This is a genomic window from Streptomyces sp. NPDC101181 (assembly GCF_044767975.1).
GTDB lineage: Bacteria > Actinomycetota > Actinomycetes > Streptomycetales > Streptomycetaceae > Streptomyces.
The window spans coordinates 496484-514412 of record NZ_JBIWOX010000002.1 but is presented as its reverse complement, the minus strand read 5'-3'; the positions used below and the strand labels follow the sequence as shown (position 1 = coordinate 514412).

14 protein-coding genes are annotated in these 17929 nt (G+C 67.1%); 2 read left to right on the top strand and 12 right to left on the bottom strand.

Annotation, left to right across the window (positions count from 1 at the left end):
• Nucleotides 1-12 precede the first annotated feature (12 nt).
• From rplW to rpsJ, 4 genes are read right to left on the bottom strand one after another with little or no spacing between them, the layout of a single operon-like run.
• Nucleotides 13-336, bottom strand: coding sequence for a 50S ribosomal protein L23 (gene rplW, locus ACIRRU_RS05980; protein WP_248871215.1), 324 nt, complete (start codon nucleotides 334-336; stop codon nucleotides 13-15).
• Entirely contained in the window at nucleotides 336-986 is a 651-nt protein-coding gene (rplD, locus tag ACIRRU_RS05975) for a 50S ribosomal protein L4 (protein ID WP_363200511.1), read from the bottom strand. Before rplD ends, rplW begins: the two co-directional genes overlap by 1 nt.
• Before the next feature lie 4 nt (nucleotides 987-990).
• Nucleotides 991-1635: a 50S ribosomal protein L3 gene (gene rplC / locus ACIRRU_RS05970; RefSeq protein ID WP_363200510.1), complete on the bottom strand. Its 645-nt coding sequence runs from the start codon at nucleotides 1633-1635 to the stop codon at nucleotides 991-993.
• Between the two features lie 14 nt (nucleotides 1636-1649).
• On the bottom strand, nucleotides 1650-1958 hold the full coding sequence (gene rpsJ / locus ACIRRU_RS05965) for a 30S ribosomal protein S10 (protein WP_003948644.1): 309 nt from the start codon (nucleotides 1956-1958) through the stop codon (nucleotides 1650-1652).
• 616 nt (nucleotides 1959-2574) lie between these two features.
• Between rpsJ and ACIRRU_RS05960 the strand changes: the two genes are divergently transcribed.
• Complete coding sequence (locus tag ACIRRU_RS05960) at nucleotides 2575-2883, top strand: hypothetical protein (protein ID WP_403676641.1); 309 nt, start codon at nucleotides 2575-2577, stop codon at nucleotides 2881-2883.
• A gap of 137 nt (nucleotides 2884-3020) precedes the next feature.
• Nucleotides 3021-3746: a S1 family peptidase gene (locus ACIRRU_RS05955; protein ID WP_403676638.1), complete on the top strand. Its 726-nt coding sequence runs from the start codon at nucleotides 3021-3023 to the stop codon at nucleotides 3744-3746.
• A 227-nt stretch (nucleotides 3747-3973) separates the two neighbouring features.
• On the opposite strand, the gene tuf is transcribed toward ACIRRU_RS05955, so the two are convergent.
• The 8 genes from tuf to rplJ form a co-directional block, all read right to left on the bottom strand.
• Entirely contained in the window at nucleotides 3974-5167 is a 1194-nt protein-coding gene (tuf, locus tag ACIRRU_RS05950) for an elongation factor Tu (RefSeq protein WP_010058805.1), read from the bottom strand.
• A 158-nt stretch (nucleotides 5168-5325) separates the two neighbouring features.
• Entirely contained in the window at nucleotides 5326-7455 is a 2130-nt protein-coding gene (gene fusA, locus ACIRRU_RS05945; protein WP_363200507.1) for an elongation factor G, read from the bottom strand.
• A gap of 37 nt (nucleotides 7456-7492) precedes the next feature.
• On the bottom strand, nucleotides 7493-7963 hold the full coding sequence (gene rpsG, locus ACIRRU_RS05940; protein WP_003966970.1) for a 30S ribosomal protein S7: 471 nt from the start codon (nucleotides 7961-7963) through the stop codon (nucleotides 7493-7495).
• Nucleotides 7964-7965: 2 nt separating this feature from the next.
• Nucleotides 7966-8337, bottom strand: coding sequence for a 30S ribosomal protein S12 (rpsL, locus tag ACIRRU_RS05935; RefSeq protein ID WP_003948652.1), 372 nt, complete (start codon nucleotides 8335-8337; stop codon nucleotides 7966-7968).
• A 452-nt stretch (nucleotides 8338-8789) separates the two neighbouring features.
• Complete coding sequence (locus ACIRRU_RS05930) at nucleotides 8790-12689, bottom strand: DNA-directed RNA polymerase subunit beta' (protein WP_363200506.1); 3900 nt, start codon at nucleotides 12687-12689, stop codon at nucleotides 8790-8792.
• Between the two features lie 98 nt (nucleotides 12690-12787).
• Nucleotides 12788-16273 carry a DNA-directed RNA polymerase subunit beta gene (rpoB, locus tag ACIRRU_RS05925; RefSeq protein WP_363200505.1) on the bottom strand — a complete coding sequence of 1162 codons (3486 nt, stop codon included), beginning with the start codon at nucleotides 16271-16273 and terminating at the stop codon, nucleotides 12788-12790.
• Between the two features lie 616 nt (nucleotides 16274-16889).
• Entirely contained in the window at nucleotides 16890-17273 is a 384-nt protein-coding gene (gene rplL, locus ACIRRU_RS05920; RefSeq protein ID WP_114246089.1) for a 50S ribosomal protein L7/L12, read from the bottom strand.
• Between the two features lie 84 nt (nucleotides 17274-17357).
• Complete coding sequence (gene rplJ / locus ACIRRU_RS05915; protein WP_103534810.1) at nucleotides 17358-17915, bottom strand: 50S ribosomal protein L10; 558 nt, start codon at nucleotides 17913-17915, stop codon at nucleotides 17358-17360.
• Between the last annotated feature and the right edge of the window lie 14 nt (nucleotides 17916-17929).

The following is a 17929-nucleotide window of genomic DNA, read 5'->3' as shown; positions in this document are numbered from 1 at the left end:
GACTCGGCCTCACTAGGAGGTCGGGCCGCCGAAGATGTCGATGCGGTCGCCCTCAGCGAGGGTCACGATGGCGCGCTTGGTGTCGGCACGCTTGCCGAAACCGGTGCGGGTGCGCTTGCGCTTGCCCTGGCGGTTGATCGTGTTGACCCCGGTGACCTTGACCGAGAAGACCGCTTCCACGGCCTGCTTGATCTGGGTCTTGTTGGAGCCCGGCGCGACGATGAACGTGTACTTGTTCTCGTCGAGCAGCGCGTAGCTCTTCTCGGAGACCACGGGCCTGACGAGAACGTCACGCGGGTCCGAGTACGTCTTGCTGGTAACGGTCGCCTCACTCATCAGGCGTCGCTCCCTTCGGTCTCAGCGGTCTGGGGGCCAGACACGAAGGACTCGAGGGCGGCCTGGGTGAAGACCACGTCGTCAGAGACGATCACGTCGTACGTGTTGAGCTGGCCCGGCTCCAGGATGTGCACCTGGGGCAGGTTGCGCGCGGACAGCCACGCGGCCTCGTCGGAGCGCTCGGCGACCAGGAGCACGTTGGGGCGCTCGGAGATCTTGCCGAACAGCGTCTTGGCGGCCTTGGTGGAGATCTCGCTCCCGACCACGCCGGAGACGACGTGGATACGGGAGTGACGGGCCCGGTCGGAGAGGGCACCGCGCAGGGCGGCGGCCTTCATCTTCTTCGGGGTCCGCTGCGAGTAGTCACGCGGCTGCGGGCCGTGGACGACGCCACCGCCGGCGAACTGCGGGGCGCGGGTCGAGCCCTGACGGGCGCGGCCGGTGCCCTTCTGGCGGTAGGGCTTCTTGCCACCGCCGCGGACTTCGCCGCGGGTCTTGGTCTTGTGCGTACCCTGACGGGCAGCCGCGAGCTGGGCGACGACGACCTGGTGGATCAGCGGAACGCTGGTCTTCGCGTCGAAGATCTCCGCGGGGAGCTCGACGGTACCGGCCTTGTCGCCCGCCGGCGAAAGGATGTCAATGGTGCTCATTACCTCAAGCCCCCTTGGCCGCGGTACGGACCAGGACGAGGCCGCCGTTCGGACCGGGGACCGCGCCCTTGATGAGGAGCAGACCCTTCTCCGCGTCAACCGCGTGGATGGTCAGGTTCTGGGTGGTGACGCGCTCGTTGCCCATGCGACCCGCCATGCGCATGCCCTTGAAGACACGGCCGGGGGTGGCGCAGCCGCCGATGGAGCCCGGCATGCGGTGCACACGGTGGGCACCGTGGGACGCCTTGCCGCCCTTGAAGTTGTGACGCTTCATGACACCGGCGAAGCCCTTGCCCTTGCTCTTGCCCGTGACGTCGACCTTGACGCCGGACTCGAACACCTCGGCGGTGATCTCCTGGCCCAGCGTGTACTCGGCCGCGCCGGGGGTGCGGAGCTCCACCAGGTGGCGGCGCGGGGTGACGTCGGCCTTGGCGAAGTGACCCTTGAGGGGCTTGTTCACCTTGCGCGGGTCGATCTCGCCGAAGGCGATCTGGACCGCTTCGTAGCCGTCGCTGTCGTTGGTGCGAACCTGCGTCACGACGCACGGCCCGGCCTTGACGACGGTGACCGGGACGACCCGGTTGTTCTCGTCCCAGACCTGGGTCATGCCGAGCTTCTCGCCCAGGACGCCCTTGATGTTCTTGCTCATCTCGGCCCGTCCCTTCAGAGCTTGATCTCGATGTCGACGCCCGCCGGGAGGTCGAGGCGCATCAGCGAGTCAACCGTCTTCGGGGTGGGGTCGAGGATGTCGATGAGGCGCTTGTGGGTGCGCATCTCGAAGTGCTCGCGAGAGTCCTTGTACTTGTGCGGCGACTTGATGACGCAGTACACGTTCTTCTCAGTGGGCAGCGGCACCGGGCCCGCGACCGACGCACCAGTGCGGGTCACCGTCTCGACGATCTTCTTCGCCGAGGAGTCGATGACCTCGTGGTCGTAGGCCTTGAGCCGGATGCGGATCTTCTGTCCCGCCATGGCTACTAGTAGTCCTGTCTCTCTGTTTAACGCTCTGGAACCCGGGGGTTCTCTGGACTCCCCCCTCCGACCCACGCGGTCGGGCGTGTCGCATCCCCTCTACGCAGATCTCCCGAAGGAGGTCCCAACCAAGGGGGTGCGGGCCCGAGGACCGCGGAACCGGGGGCGGAACACCCACCGGGTGCCTGGCCGGCGCCCTGCCTTGCTTCCCGGAAGATTCCCGTACGTCCGGCCTGTACAGGGCCGACGAGTACTGTGGGACTCGCTTCCGGTCCTCCCGGCGGGAGGCGCGCAGCATTGACACTCAACCGAGCAACCTGGTCAGTGTGCCATACGGGGCGCGGGCCTGGCCAATCGAGTCGGTGATCCTACCCCGCGCGAGTGGCTGTTCAAACGCGGGCGCGCATCCGGCGGAGCCCGAACCCCCCGGACGGCCCCGAAGGCCGCCCCCCTCCCGGGCGCGGAAGTCCACTCGCCTCCGGAGCGACCCGGCCGCCCCCGCCCCCGCCTGATCCCCCGGCCCCAGAACGCCCCCGACGAGCCCGTCACCACCCACCCCCCGCTCACCGCCTCCCCTACCCACGCGCCCGCCGTCCTCCCCGCGCCGGGCGGGTCCGTGGAGCTGTACTACCGGGCGGCCGCGATGTCCCCGCTCACCGCGGTGAACCGGGCGGACGCCCCCCGGTTCGGCGGCTACGGGCCGGTGGCCGCCGCCTCCTCCTCCGGCGACCCGGTGCCGCTCGGCGGGTCCGCGGAGGGCCGCGTCCTCCTGCGTACCGCCGAGGGCACCGCCGTACGGTCGCGGGGACCCGTCGCCCTGGACGGCACCGCCCTCCACCTGGGCGGGCCGCACGCCCGCCCGACCGCCGTCGGCCTCGGCCCGGACGCGGCACCCTGGGTCCGGCGGCCCTGGTCTATCGTCTGACGCACAGTCAACAACCGGTCCATAACGCGGCGTTATGGCCAAACGTTAGTACCCCGCCCTCGGCGCGCTCCGGCACCCTGTTGCCCACCATCCCCCACAGACACGCTTACCCGGCGTGTCGCGCGAAACGAGGCATCATGCGCATATCCCGGCTCATGCCCGCTGTCGCCGCAGCAGCGGCCTGCGTCCTCTCGCTCTTCGCACCGTCCGCGACGGCCGCACCCGCGCCGCCGCTCCAGGACTCCCCGCCCCCGAGCACCCAGATCATCGGCGGCGGCCTCGCCCAGAACGCCCCGTGGGCGGCCCGGCTGTTCTCCAACGGCCGCGAGACCTGTTCGGCCACGATCATCGCGCCGACCTGGATCCTCACCGCCAAGCACTGCGTCTCCGGCGGCGGTCTGTCGTTCCGCATCGGCAGCCTCGACCAGCAGAGCGGCGGCGTGGTGGCCAACGGCGTCCAGACCTACAACCACAGCTCGGACCTCTCCCTGGTCCGCCTGGACCGCTCCGTGCAGACGACCTACTCGCGGCTCGGCAACCCCGGTTCGGTGAGCACCGGCCAGAGCGTCCAGGTCTGGGGCTGGGGCGCCACCTCGCAGTGCGGCTCGGAGGCCAACTGCCAGTCGCGCTACCTGAAGGTCGCCAACGTGACGGTCACCGGCGGTTGCACCGACTACTTCGGCGGCTCGGCGATCTGCGCCCGCCGCGGTAACGGCATCACCGCGGGCGGCGACTCCGGCGGCCCGATGACGGCCAACGGCATCCAGGTCGGCGTGGCCTCCACCAGCGACCGCCAGACCACGACGGCGTACACGAATGTCACCGCCTACCGCTCCTGGATCCAGTCCATCGCGGGCGTCTGACCGACGCCCCACCCGGGACGGCGCCACCTGACGGCCCCGCCGTCCCCCTCAACCGTAGGGCCCCCGTACCTCACCCCCATGAGGTACCGGGGCCCTACATCCATGTACGGGCCCCGCCGCCGCACTTCCGCCCGTCCGGACATGGCGAAGGGCCCCGCGCCTCTTTCGAGGTGCGGGGCCCTTCGTGCGGCTCGGTGAGCCACCAGGTCCAAGGACCAAGCAGAGAACTACTTGATGATCTTGGTGACCTGGCCGGCGCCCACGGTCCGGCCACCCTCACGGATGGCGAACTTCAGGCCCTCTTCCATGGCGACCGGCTGGATCAGCGCGACGTCCATGAGGGTGTTGTCACCCGGCATGACCATCTCGGTGCCCTCGGGAAGGGTCACAACGCCCGTCACGTCCGTGGTACGGAAGTAGAACTGCGGGCGGTAGTTGTTGAAGAAGGGGGTGTGACGGCCACCCTCGTCCTTCGACAGGATGTAGGACTGCGCCTGGAACTCGGTGTGCGGGGTGACCGAGCCGGGCTTGATGATGACCTGGCCGCGCTCGACGTCCTCGCGCTTGATGCCACGGAGGAGCAGACCGACGTTCTCACCAGCCTGGCCCTCGTCGAGGAGCTTGCGGAACATCTCGATGCCGGTGACCGTGGTGGTGGTCTTCTCGGTCTTGATACCGACGATGTCGACGGTCTCGTTGACCTTCAGGACACCACGCTCGATGCGGCCGGTGACGACCGTACCGCGACCGGTGATCGTGAAGACGTCCTCGATCGGCATGAGGAACGGCTTCTCGACGTCACGCTCGGGCTGCGGGATGGACTCGTCGACGGCCTTCATCAGGTTGAGGACGGACTCACCCCACTCCTTGTCACCCTCGAGCGCCTTGAGCGCCGAGACCTTGACGACCGGAACGTCGTCGCCCGGGAACTCGTACTCGGAGAGGAGCTCACGGACCTCGAGCTCGACGAGCTCCAGGATCTCCTCGTCGTCCACCATGTCGGCCTTGTTCAGGGCGACGACGATGTAGGGGACGCCGACCTGGCGGGCCAGGAGCACGTGCTCCTTGGTCTGCGGCATCGGGCCGTCGGTGGCGGCGACCACGAGGATGGCGCCGTCCATCTGCGCGGCACCCGTGATCATGTTCTTGATGTAGTCCGCGTGACCCGGGCAGTCGACGTGCGCGTAGTGACGCGACTCCGTCTGGTACTCGACGTGCGCGATGGAGATGGTGATACCGCGCTGGCGCTCCTCGGGAGCCTTGTCGATCTGGTCGAAGGCCGAGGCCTCGTTCAGGTCGGGGTACGCGTCGTGCAGCACCTTGGTAATGGCGGCCGTGAGGGTCGTCTTACCGTGGTCGATGTGACCGATGGTGCCGATGTTGACGTGGGGCTTAGTCCGCTCGAACTTTGCCTTCGCCACTGGGGTCCTCCTGAGTGGTTCTGTACGCCTTGCTTCATCGGCGCCAGGTGATCTTTGCTGGGGTGCCGGTGCCGGGGGCACGCTCCGCGTCGCTGACGCTCCGCGGAGAGTGCCCTACCGGGCTCCGGTGACAAGCCTAAAGCGTGAGCTCGGGAGAGTTACTCGCCCTTGGCCTTCGCGATGATCTCCTCGGCGACGTTCCGCGGAACCTCGGCGTAGGAGTCGAACTGCATCGAGTAGCTTGCGCGACCCGAGGTCTTGCTGCGGAGGTCTCCGACGTAGCCGAACATCTCCGAGAGGGGCACGAGGCCCTTCACGACGCGAGCGCCGCTGCGCTCCTCCATGGCCTGGATCTGGCCACGGCGGGAGTTGAGGTCGCCGATGACATCGCCCATGTAGTCCTCGGGCGTGGTGACCTCGACGGCCATCATCGGCTCCAGGAGCACGGGAGAGGCCTTGCGGGCACCCTCCTTGAACGCCTGCGAACCGGCGATCTTGAAGGCGAGCTCCGAGGAGTCGACCTCGTGGTAACCACCGTCGAGAAGGGTGACGCGGACGCCGACCATCTCGTAACCGGCCAGGATGCCGAACTGCATGGCTTCCTGAGCACCCGCGTCCACCGAGGGAATGTACTCACGGGGGATGCGGCCACCGGTGACCTTGTTGACGAACTCGTAGGAGGCGTCGCCACCCTCGATGGGCTCAAGGGCGATCTGCACCTTCGCGAACTGGCCGGTACCACCAGTCTGCTTCTTGTGCGTGAAGTCGATCCGCTCGACGGCCTTGCGGATCGTCTCGCGGTACGCGACCTGGGGCTTGCCGACGTTCGCCTCGACGCGGAACTCGCGCTTCATGCGGTCGACGAGCACCTCGAGGTGAAGCTCGCCCATACCACCGATGATGGTCTGGCCGGTCTCCTCGTCGGAGTGCACCTGGAAGGAGGGGTCCTCCTCCGAGAGCCGCTGGATGGCGACACCCAGCTTCTCCTGGTCACCCTTGGACTTGGGCTCGATGGCGACCTGGATGACCGGCGCCGGGAAGTCCATGGACTCCAGGATGACCGGGTTCTTGTCGTCGGACAGCGTCTCACCGGTGGTGGTCTGCTTCAGGCCCATGACGGCGATGATGTCGCCCGCGCCCACCGACTGGATCTCCTCACGCTTGTTCGCGTGCATACGGTAGATCTTGCCGATGCGCTCCTTCTTGCCCTTGACGGAGTTCAGCACCGCGGTGCCGGCCTCCAGGCGACCGGAGTAGATCCGGACGAAGGTGAGCTTGCCGAGGTGCGGGTCGCTCGCGATCTTGAACGCCAGGCCGGAGAACGGCTCGTCGTCCGAGGGCTTGCGCTTGATGACCAGCTCCGGGTCCTTGACGTCGTGGCCCTCGATGGCCTCGACGTCCAGGGGGGAGGGCAGGTAGCGCACGACCGCGTCGAGCAGGGGCTGGACGCCCTTGTTCTTGAACGCGGTGCCGCAGAACACGGGGGTGACGGTGACGGAGTCGGCGCCACCCTTCGACGCCAGGGTGATGCGGCGGATCGCGTCGTGCAGCTGCTCCTGGGTGGGCTCGGTGCCCTCCAGGTACAGCTCCATCATGGCGTCGTCGTTCTCGGCCACGGCCTCGAGGAGCTTGCCGCGCCACTCGGCGGCGGACTCCTGCAGGTTGTCCGGGATGTCGACGACGTTGTACATCTCGCCCTTGGCGGCCTCTTCGGGGTACACGAAGGCCTTCATCGACACGAGGTCGACGACGCCCGTGAAGTCCGCTTCGGCGCCGATGGGGAGCTGCATGACGATCGGGGTCGCGCCGAGGCGGTCCACGATCATGTCGACGCAGCGGAAGAAGTCCGCACCGGTGCGGTCGAGCTTGTTGACGAAGCAGATACGCGGCACGCCGTAGCGGTCCGCCTGACGCCAGACGGTCTCGGACTGCGGCTCGACGCCCGCGACACCGTCGAACACGGTGACGGCGCCGTCGAGGACGCGGAGCGAACGCTCCACCTCGACGGTGAAGTCGACGTGACCCGGGGTGTCGATGATGTTGATGGTGTGGTCAACATTGTCGAGCGGCCAGTGACAGGTCGTCGCGGCGGACGTGATCGTGATGCCGCGCTCCTGCTCCTGCTCCATCCAGTCCATCGTGGCAGCGCCGTCGTGGACTTCACCGATCTTGTAGCTCACACCGGTGTAGAAGAGGATCCGCTCGGTGGTGGTCGTCTTGCCCGCGTCGATGTGGGCCATGATCCCGATGTTGCGGACCTTGGCCAGGTCAAGCGAAGTGGTGGCCATAAGGCTCAGTCTTCTCTCGGTCTCGATGGGGTAGCGACTACCAGCGGTAGTGCGCGAAGGCCTTGTTGGACTCGGCCATCTTGTGGGTGTCCTCACGCTTCTTGACCGAAGCGCCGAGGCCGTTGGAGGCGTCGAGCAGTTCGTTCATGAGGCGCTCGGTCATGGTCTTCTCGCGCCGGGCGCGGGAGTAACCGACGAGCCAGCGCAGCGCCAGGGTGGAGGCGCGACCGGGCTTGACCTCGATCGGCACCTGGTAGGTGGCGCCACCGACACGGCGGGACTTGACCTCGAGCGACGGCTTGACGTTCTCCAGCGCGCGCTTGAGCGTGATGACCGGGTCGTTGCCGGTCTTCTCGCGGAGGCCTTCCATGGCGCCGTACACGATCCGCTCGGCGGTGGAACGCTTGCCGTCGAGCAGGATCTTGTTGATCAGCGAGGTGACAAGAGGAGAGCTGTAGACCGGGTCGATGATGACCGGGCGCTTCGGGGCGGGGCCCTTACGAGGCATTCTTACTTCTCCTTCTTGGCGCCGTAGCGGCTGCGGGCCTGCTTGCGGTTCTTGACACCCTGGGTGTCAAGGGAGCCGCGGATGATCTTGTAGCGAACACCCGGCAGGTCCTTCACACGGCCACCACGCACGAGCACGATGGAGTGCTCCTGCAGGTTGTGTCCCTCACCCGGGATGTAGGCCGTGACCTCGATGCCGGAGGTCAGACGCACACGCGCGACCTTACGGAGGGCCGAGTTCGGCTTCTTCGGGGTGGTCGTGAACACACGCGTGCAGACGCCGCGGCGCTGGGGCGAACCCTCGAGCGCGGGCGTCTTGTTCTTCTCGACCTTGTCCTGCCGGCCCTTCCGGACCAGCTGCTGGATCGTAGGCACTACTTCTCCGGTTTCTGTGTGCCGTTCGTGAAACTAACCTGGAACATCTCCGACCCACGCGGTCGGGTGTGTCGAATACTGCAGACCCCCGCCCGAGAGGCGGAAGAGGCGCAGATTGCGGTGGCTACCGACGGACTCGCGATGCGGTTGAGGACACGCACCCGAGCCCAGGCACACCCCAGGCACAAGGCTTGAGCGTACCTACCTCACGGAGCTGGGTCAAAACAAATGCTGTCCACCCCCACGCACCCCCGCTCCGGCCCCCACCGCGGACAGCGGTGATGCCCCCTCCGGCGCCTCCCCAGGTGGTCCACCGCCCCCGGGCGCACTGCCGGACACCGGGGCCGCCCGCGTCGGTCTCCAGGGCCCGGCAGCGACCCCGTACACGCCGAAGGGCGGCTGTTCCGCGTACGTCCACGGAACAGCCGCCCTCAGGCGTTCAGACGGCTCGCCTACTGGTTGTACGGACCGTAGTCGTAGTCCTCCAGCGGAACGGCCTGGCCGGAGCCGGTGCCGAACGGCGAGTAGTCGATGTCGTCGTAGCCGACGGCCGAGTACATCGCGGCCTTGGCCTCCTCGGTCGGCTCGACCCGGATGTTGCGGTAGCGGGACAGGCCCGTACCGGCCGGGATGAGCTTACCGATGATGACGTTCTCCTTGAGGCCGATGAGGCTGTCGGACTTGGCGTTGATCGCCGCGTCCGTCAGCACTCGGGTCGTCTCCTGGAAGGAGGCGGCCGACAGCCAGGACTCCGTCGCCAGCGAGGCCTTGGTGATACCCATCAGCTGCGGACGGCCGGAGGCGGGGTGACCGCCCTCGGTGACCACACGACGGTTCTCGGTCTCGAACTTCGACCGCTCGACCAGCTCGCCCGGAAGCAGCTCCGCGTCGCCGGACTCGATGATCGTCACGCGGCGGAGCATCTGCCGGATGATGATCTCGATGTGCTTGTCGTGGATCGACACGCCCTGCGAGTTGTAGACCTTCTGGACTTCGCCGACCAGGTGGACCTGGACCGCACGCTGGCCGAGGATGCGCAGCACGTCGTGCGGGTTGGTCGCACCCACGGTGAGCTTCTGGCCCACCTCGACCGCGTCGCCCTCGCCGACCAGGAGACGGGCACGCTTGGAGATCGGGAACGCCGTCTCGTCGCTGCCGTCGTCCGGGGTGACGACGAGCTTCTTGGTCTTCTCGGTCTCCTCGATCCGCACGCGGCCCTTGGCCTCGGAGATCGGGGCGACACCCTTCGGCGTACGGGCCTCGAAGAGCTCGACGACTCGGGGCAGACCCTGGGTGATGTCGTCACCGGCCACACCACCGGTGTGGAAGGTACGCATCGTCAGCTGGGTGCCGGGCTCACCGATGGACTGGGCGGCGATGATGCCGACCGCCTCACCGATGTCGACCAGCTTGCCGGTGGCGAGGGAGCGCCCGTAGCAGAAGGCACAGGTGCCGACCGCGGACTCACAGGTCAGGACCGAGCGGGTCTTGACCTCCTCGACTCCGGCGCCCACCAGGGCGTCGATGAGGACGTCACCGAGGTCGACGTTGGCAGGCGCGATGACCTTGCCGTCCACCACGACGTCCTCGGCGAGCATGCGGGCGTAGACCGAGGTCTCGACGTCGTCCGTCTTGCGGAGCACGCCGTCGGCGCCCTTGACCGCGATCTTCAGCTTCAGGCCGCGGTCGGTGCCGCAGTCCTCCTCGCGGATGATCACGTCCTGCGAGACGTCCACCAGACGACGGGTCAGGTAACCCGAGTCGGCGGTACGCAGAGCGGTGTCCGCCAGACCCTTACGGGCACCGTGCGTGGAGATGAAGTACTCCAGCACGGTCAGGCCCTCGCGGAAGGACGCCTTGATGGGACGCGGGATCGTCTCGTTCTTGGCGTTCGACACCAGACCGCGCATACCGGCGATCTGACGCATCTGCATCATGTTTCCGCGGGCGCCAGAGTCGACCATCATGAAGATGGGGTTCGTCTTCGGGAAGTTCGCGTTCATCGCCTCGGCGACCTCGTTGGTCGCCTTGGTCCAGATCGCGATGAGCTCCTGCGTGCGCTCGTCCTTGGTGATCAGACCGCGCTCGTACTGCTTCTGGACCTTCTCGTCCTGCTCCTCGTAGCCCTTGACGATGGCCTTCTTGGCCTCGGGCACGACGACGTCGGAGATGGCCACGGTGACGCCGGAGCGCGTCGCCCAGTGGAAGCCCGCCGCCTTCAGGTTGTCGAGCGTCGCCGCCACGATGACCTTGGGGTAGCGCTCGGCCAGGTCGTTGACGATCTCGGAGAGCTGCTTCTTGCCCACCGAGTAGTCGACGAACGGGTAGTCCTCGGGCAGCAGCTCGTTGAAGAGCGCGCGGCCCAGGCTGGTCTTCAGCCGGAAGGTGTCGCCCGGCTGGTACTCGGGCTCACCCTCCTCGGCGACCGGCGGCACCCAGCCACGCGGCGGCATGGTGCCGACCGGGAAGCGGATGTCGACCTTCGCCTGGAGCGACAGCTCGCGGGCGTCGAAGGCCATGATCGCCTCGGCCGTGGAGCCGAAGGAGCGGTCCTGGCCCTTGACCTCGCGCTCGGAGTCGTCCGTGGTGAGGAAGAACAGACCCAGCACCATGTCCTGCGTCGGCATGGTGACGGGACGGCCGTCGGCCGGCTTCAGGATGTTGTTCGAGGACAGCATCAGGATGCGGGCCTCGGCCTGCGCCTCCGCGGAGAGCGGCAGGTGCACGGCCATCTGGTCACCGTCGAAGTCCGCGTTGAACGCGGTGCAGACGAGCGGGTGGATCTGGATGGCCTTGCCCTCGACCAGCTGCGGCTCGAAGGCCTGGATACCGAGGCGGTGCAGGGTGGGCGCACGGTTCAGCAGCACCGGGTGCTCGGCGATGACCTCTTCGAGGACGTCGTACACGACGGTGCGGCCACGCTCGACCATGCGCTTGGCCGACTTGATGTTCTGCGCGTGGTTCAGGTCGACCAGGCGCTTCATCACGAACGGCTTGAACAGCTCCAGCGCCATCGCCTTCGGCAGACCGCACTGGTGCAGCTTGAGCTGCGGACCGACGACGATCACGGAACGCGCGGAGTAGTCCACACGCTTGCCGAGGAGGTTCTGACGGAAGCGGCCCTGCTTGCCCTTGAGCATGTCGGACAGCGACTTCAGCGGGCGGTTGCCGGGACCGGTGACCGGACGGCCGCGACGGCCGTTGTCGAACAGCGCGTCCACGGCCTCCTGGAGCATGCGCTTCTCGTTGTTCACGATGATCTCGGGCGCACCGAGGTCGAGAAGGCGCTTCAGGCGGTTGTTGCGGTTGATCACGCGGCGGTACAGGTCGTTCAGGTCGGAGGTCGCGAAGCGGCCACCGTCCAGCTGCACCATCGGACGCAGGTCCGGCGGGATGACCGGCACGCAGTCCAGCACCATGCCCTTGGGCTTGTTGCTGGTCTGCAGGAACGCCGAGACGACCTTGAGGCGCTTGAGCGCACGGGTCTTCTTCTGGCCCTTGCCGGTACGGATGATCTCGCGGAGGCGCTCGGCCTCCTCGTCGAGGTCGAAGGACTCCAGGCGCTTCTGGAGCGCGGCGGCGCCCATGCAGCCGTCGAAGTACGTGCCGAAGCGGTCACGCAGCTCGCGGTAGAGCAGCTCGTCGCCCTCCAGGTCCTGGACCTTGAGGTTCTTGAAGCGGCTCCACACCTCGTCGAGACGGTCGATCTCGCGCTGCGCGCGGTCGCGCAGCTGCTTCATCTCGCGCTCGGCGCCTTCGCGCACCTTGCGGCGCACGTCCGCCTTGGCGCCCTCGGCCTCCAGCTCGGCCAGGTCGGTCTCGAGCTTCTTGGCGCGGGCCTCCAGGTCGGAGTCGCGGCGGTTCTCGGTCTGCTGGCGCTCGACGGAGACGTGGGCCTCCAGGGACGGCAGGTCGCGGGTACGACGCTCCTCGTCCACGAACGTGATCATGTACGCGGCGAAGTAGATGACCTTCTCCAGGTCCTTCGGCGCGAGGTCCAGCAGGTACCCGAGGCGCGAGGGAACGCCCTTGAAGTACCAGATGTGGGTGACGGGGGCGGCAAGCTCGATGTGGCCCATCCGCTCACGACGCACCTTGGCGCGAGTGACCTCGACGCCGCAGCGCTCGCAGATGATGCCCTTGAAGCGGACACGCTTGTACTTGCCGCAGTAGCACTCCCAGTCCCGGGTCGGACCGAAGATCTTCTCGCAGAAGAGTCCGTCCTTCTCGGGCTTGAGCGTGCGGTAGTTGATGGTCTCCGGCTTCTTGACTTCGCCGTGCGACCAGGTCCGGATGTCGTCCGCGGTGGCAAGGCCGATCCGCAGCTCGTCGAAGAAGTTGACGTCGAGCACTTGTCGTCAATCCCTCTTTCGGGGTCTCGTCTCAATCAATGGTCTGAACGGGTCCGGGGAGGGCCGGCCGCCTCGGGGTGAGGCGGCCGACCGGCCCGTCAGACCTCTTCGACGCTGCTCGGCTCGCGCCGGGACAGGTCGATACCGAGCTCCTCCGCAGCGCGGAAGACGTCCTCGTCCGTGTCGCGCATCTCGATGGACATGCCGTCCGAGGACAGCACCTCCACGTTGAGGCAGAGCGACTGCATCTCCTTGATGAGCACCTTGAAGGACTCGGGAATGCCGGGCTCGGGGATGTTCTCGCCCTTGACGATGGCCTCGTAGACCTTCACGCGGCCGGTCACGTCGTCGGACTTGATCGTCAGGAGCTCCTGGAGGGCGTATGCGGCACCGTATGCCTCAAGGGCCCACACCTCCATCTCACCGAAGCGCTGACCACCGAACTGCGCCTTACCACCCAGCGGCTGCTGGGTGATCATGGAGTACGGGCCGGTCGAGCGCGCGTGGAGCTTGTCGTCGACCAGGTGGTGCAGCTTGAGGATGTACATGTACCCGACCGAGACCGGGTCCGGGAACGGCTCGCCGGAGCGGCCGTCGAACAGCTGGGCCTTGCCGGAGGGCTGGACCAGGCGGTCGCCGTCGCGGTTGGGGATCGTGGCCTCGAAGAGACCGGAGATCTCGTCCTCGCGCGCACCGTCGAAGACGGGCGTGGCGACGTTGGTGCCCGGGGCGACCTGGTCGGCGCCGATGGCCTGGAGGCGCTGGGCCCACTCGTCACCGAGGCCGGAGACGTCCCAGCCGCGGCTGGCGAGCCAGCCGAGGTGGATCTCCAGGACCTGTCCCGGGTTCATCCGGGACGGGACACCCAGCGGGTTGAGGATGATGTCGACCGGAGTGCCGTCCTCCAGGAACGGCATGTCCTCGATCGGCAGGATCTTGGAGATGACGCCCTTGTTGCCGTGACGGCCGGCGAGCTTGTCACCATCGGTGATCTTGCGCTTCTGCGCCACGTAGACGCGGACCAGCTGGTTCACGCCCGGCGGCAGCTCGTCGCCCTCTTCGCGGTCGAAGACGCGGACGCCGATGACCTTGCCGATCTCACCGTGCGGCACCTTCAGCGAGGTGTCGCGCACCTCGCGCGCCTTCTCACCGAAGATCGCGCGGAGCAGGCGCTCCTCGGGGGTCAGCTCGGTCTCGCCCTTGGGCGTGACCTTGCCGACGAGGATGTCACCGGCGACGACCTCGGCGCCGATCCGGATGATGCCGCGCTCGTCGAGGTCGGCGAGGACCTCCTCGGAGACGTTCGGGATGTCCCGGGTGATCTCCTCGGGGCCGAGCTTGGTGTCACGGGCGTCGACCTCGTGCTCCTCGATGTGGATCGAGGAGAGGACGTCGTCCTGCACGAGGCGCTGCGACAGGATGATCGCGTCCTCGTAGTTGTGACCCTCCCACGGCATGAACGCCACGAGGAGGTTCTTGCCGAGGGCCATCTCACCGTTCTCGGTGGCGGGGCCGTCGGCGAGCACCTGGTCGGCGATGATCCGGTCGCCCTCGGAGACGACGACCTTCTGGTTCACCGAGGTGCCCTGGTTGGAGCGCATGAACTTGGCGATGCGGTACGTGGTGTACGTGCCGTCGTCGTTCGTGACGGTGATGTAGTCCGCGGAGACCTCCTGGACCACACCGTCCTTCTCCGCCTTGAGGACGTCACCGGCGTCGGTGGCGCAGCGGTACTCCATGCCGGTGCCCACCAGGGGGGCCTCCGACTTGATGAGCGGAACCGCCTGGCGCATCATGTTCGCGCCCATGAGGGCACGGTTGGCGTCGTCGTGCTCCAGGAAGGGGATCATCGCGGTGGCGACGGACACCATCTGGCGCGGCGAGACGTCCATGTAGTCGACGTCCGTGCCGGGCACGTAGTCGACCTCTCCGCCACGGCGGCGGACCAGGACGCGCGGCTCGGTGAAGCGCAGCTCGTCGTTGAGGGTCGCGTTCGCCTGGGCGATGACGAAGCGGTCCTCCTCGTCGGCGGTGATGTAGTCGACGTCGTCGGTGACCTGGCCGTCGACGACCTTGCGGTACGGCGTCTCGATGAAGCCGAACGCGTTGACGCGGCCGTACGAGGCGAGCGAACCGATCAGGCCGATGTTCGGGCCTTCGGGGGTCTCGATCGGGCACATGCGCCCGTAGTGGGACGGGTGCACGTCCCGGACCTCGAAGCCGGCCCGCTCACGGGAGAGACCACCGGGGCCCAGAGCCGACAGGCGGCGCTTGTGGGTGAGACCCGACAGCGGGTTGTTCTGGTCCATGAACTGCGACAGCTGGCTGGTGCCGAAGAACTCCTTGATGGAGGCGACGACCGGCCGGATGTTGATCAGGGTCTGCGGCGTGATCGCCTCGACGTCCTGGGTGGTCATGCGCTCGCGCACGACGCGCTCCATCCGCGCCAGGCCCGTACGGACCTGGTTCTGGATGAGCTCGCCGACGTTACGCAGACGACGGTTGCCGAAGTGGTCGATGTCATCGGTCTCGACGACGATCTCCCGGCCGGACTCGCCGGTCGTCTCGGTCTCACCGGCGTGCAGCTTGACCAGGTACTTGATGGTCGCGATGACGTCGTCGGTGGTGAGCACCCCGGCGTCCAGCGGCTCGTCGGCGCCGAGCTTCTTGTTCACCTTGTAGCGGCCGACCTTGGCGAGGTCGTAGCGCTTGGGGTTGAAGTAGAGGTTCTCCAGCAGCGTCTGAGCGGCCTCGCGGGTGGGCGGCTCGCCCGGACGCAGCTTGCGGTAGATGTCGAGCAGCGCGTCGTCCTGGCCCTGGGTGTGGTCCTTCTCCAGGGTGGCGCGCATGGACTCGTACTCGCCGAACTCCTCCAGGATCTGCTCGGTGCTCCAGCCGAGAGCCTTGAGGAGGACGGTGACGGACTGCTTGCGCTTGCGGTCGATACGGACACCGACCATGTCGCGCTTGTCGATCTCCATCTCCAGCCAGGCACCCCGGGAGGGGATGATCTTGGCGGAGAAGATGTCCTTGTCGGACGTCTTGTCGATGGAGGAGTCGAAGTAGACACCCGGCGAGCGGACCAGCTGCGACACGACGACACGCTCGGTGCCGTTGATGACGAAGGTGCCCTTGTTGGTCATGAGCGGGAAGTCGCCCATGAAGACCGTCTGGGACTTGATCTCGCCGGTCTCGTTGTTGGTGAACTCGGCCGTGACGAAGAGCGGAGCGGCGTACGTGAAATCGCGCTCCTTGCACTCGTCGATCGAGTTCTTCGGGGGCTCGAAGCGGTGGTCACGGAACGTGAGCGACATCGACCCGGAGAAGTCCTCGATCGGAGAGATCTCCTCGAAGATCTCCTCCAGGCCGGACTTGGTGGGGACGTCTTGGCCACTGTCCAGAGCAGCCTCGACGCGAGCCTTCCACGCGGCGTTGCCGAGGAGCCAGTCAAAGCTCTCGGTCTGCAGCGCGAGGAGGTTCGGAACCTCGAGGGGCTCCTTGATCTTTGCAAAAGAGATGCGCAGCGGGGCGGTGCTGGCACCGTTGTTCGTATTCGCGGTCGAGGCGTTGCGCGAGGCGGCCAAGAGGGGGTCCTTCCGAGGGCTCGGACTCACTACGCGCGTACCGGTCCCACTCTGGACACATAGACAGGCCGTTCCGAATCGGTCGCAAACGACCAGGTCGGAGGGGGTCGGTCATCGGTGCTTCAGCGTGGGCATGCCCCTGGTGACGGGCAGGAGGCAGCTAACAGGCAGCGCAAAGGGTCAGTGTAGCCAAGCGGCACACTGATGTCCAGTCGGGGTTCTCAGAGACCCACGTTGCTCTCAACAGCTGTTCTCAACACCTATGTCTTGCCCTCGCGCGGGGTGCGCGCTTCTTTACTTCCCTCTTCACTCTCGATCCATGCCTCGGATACGGATCGAAGTGAGGACGCGTCCTGAGAATTGCGCGCCGCGTCCGGTTCGTCAAGGCCCACCGGTCCGATCGGACCTCCACAGGCCTTCACCGGCCGCCCCCGGGAGGTCCGCGGGACCTCCCTCGGGAGCCCGCGAGAGGCGCACGGCGAAGATCACCCTACTCGTCGCCGGCGCAAGAGCAAGGCACCCGCACCGGGCACGCCGAAGGGCGACCACCCGGATGGGTGATCGCCCTTGGTGCGGGCACCTGACGTGCCCGGGGAGCCCGTGGGCTCCCGGGGTGTTACTTGACCTCGACGGAAGCGCCGGCGGCCTTGAGGGACTCGGCAGCCTTCTCGGCGGCCTCCTTGGCGACCTTCTCGAGGACCGGCTTCGGGGTGCCGTCCACGAGGTCCTTGGCCTCCTTCAGGCCCAGCGAGGTCAGCTCACGCACGACCTTGATGACCTGGATCTTCTTCTCGCCGGCGCCGGTGAGGATGACGTCGAACTCGTCCTTCTCCTCGACGGCCTCGGCAACGGCACCCGGGCCGGCCGGGCCGGCGACGGCGACGGCCGCGGCGGCGGTGACGTCGAACTTCTCCTCGAAGGCCTTCACGAACTCGGAGAGCTCGATGAGGGTCATCTCTTCGAACTGCGCGAGCAGGTCGTCCTGGGACAGCTTCGCCATGACAGGCGTCCTTCCACTATTCGGCAGGTGCCGGATGTATATGTCGGCGGGCGTACGTGGAGCCCGCTGGACCGCTGAGCGTGATTACTCGGCGGCCTCGGCGGGAGCCGGAGTACCGGCACCGCCCTGCTCTTCCTTCTTGGCGCGAAGAGCTTCCGCGGTGCGGACGAACTTGGAGGGCAGGGCCTGGAAGACCTGCGCCGCCTGCGTCTGCTTGCCCTTGAAAGCACCGGCCAGCTTGGAGAGCAGAACCTCGCGGGACTCGAGGTCCGCGAGCTTCTTGAACTCATCGGCGGACAGCGCCTTACCGTCAAGGACACCGCCCTTGATGATGAGGTTGGGGTTGTCCTTGGCGAAGTCACGAAGACCCTTCGCCGACTCCACCGGGTCACCGGTGACGAAGGCAACCGCCGTCGGACCCGAGAACAGGTCGTCCAGCGTGTCGATCCCGGCCTCGTTGGCCGCAATCTTGGTCAGCGTGTTCTTCACCACGGCGTACTGGGCGTTCTCACCGAGCGAACGGCGCAGCTCCTTGAGCTGGGCCACGGTGAGACCCCGGTACTCGGTCAGCACGGCGGCGTTCGAGCTGCGGAACTGGTCCGTCAGCTCGGCCACCGCGGCAGCCTTGTCGGGCCTTGCCATGAGCGTCGGCCTCC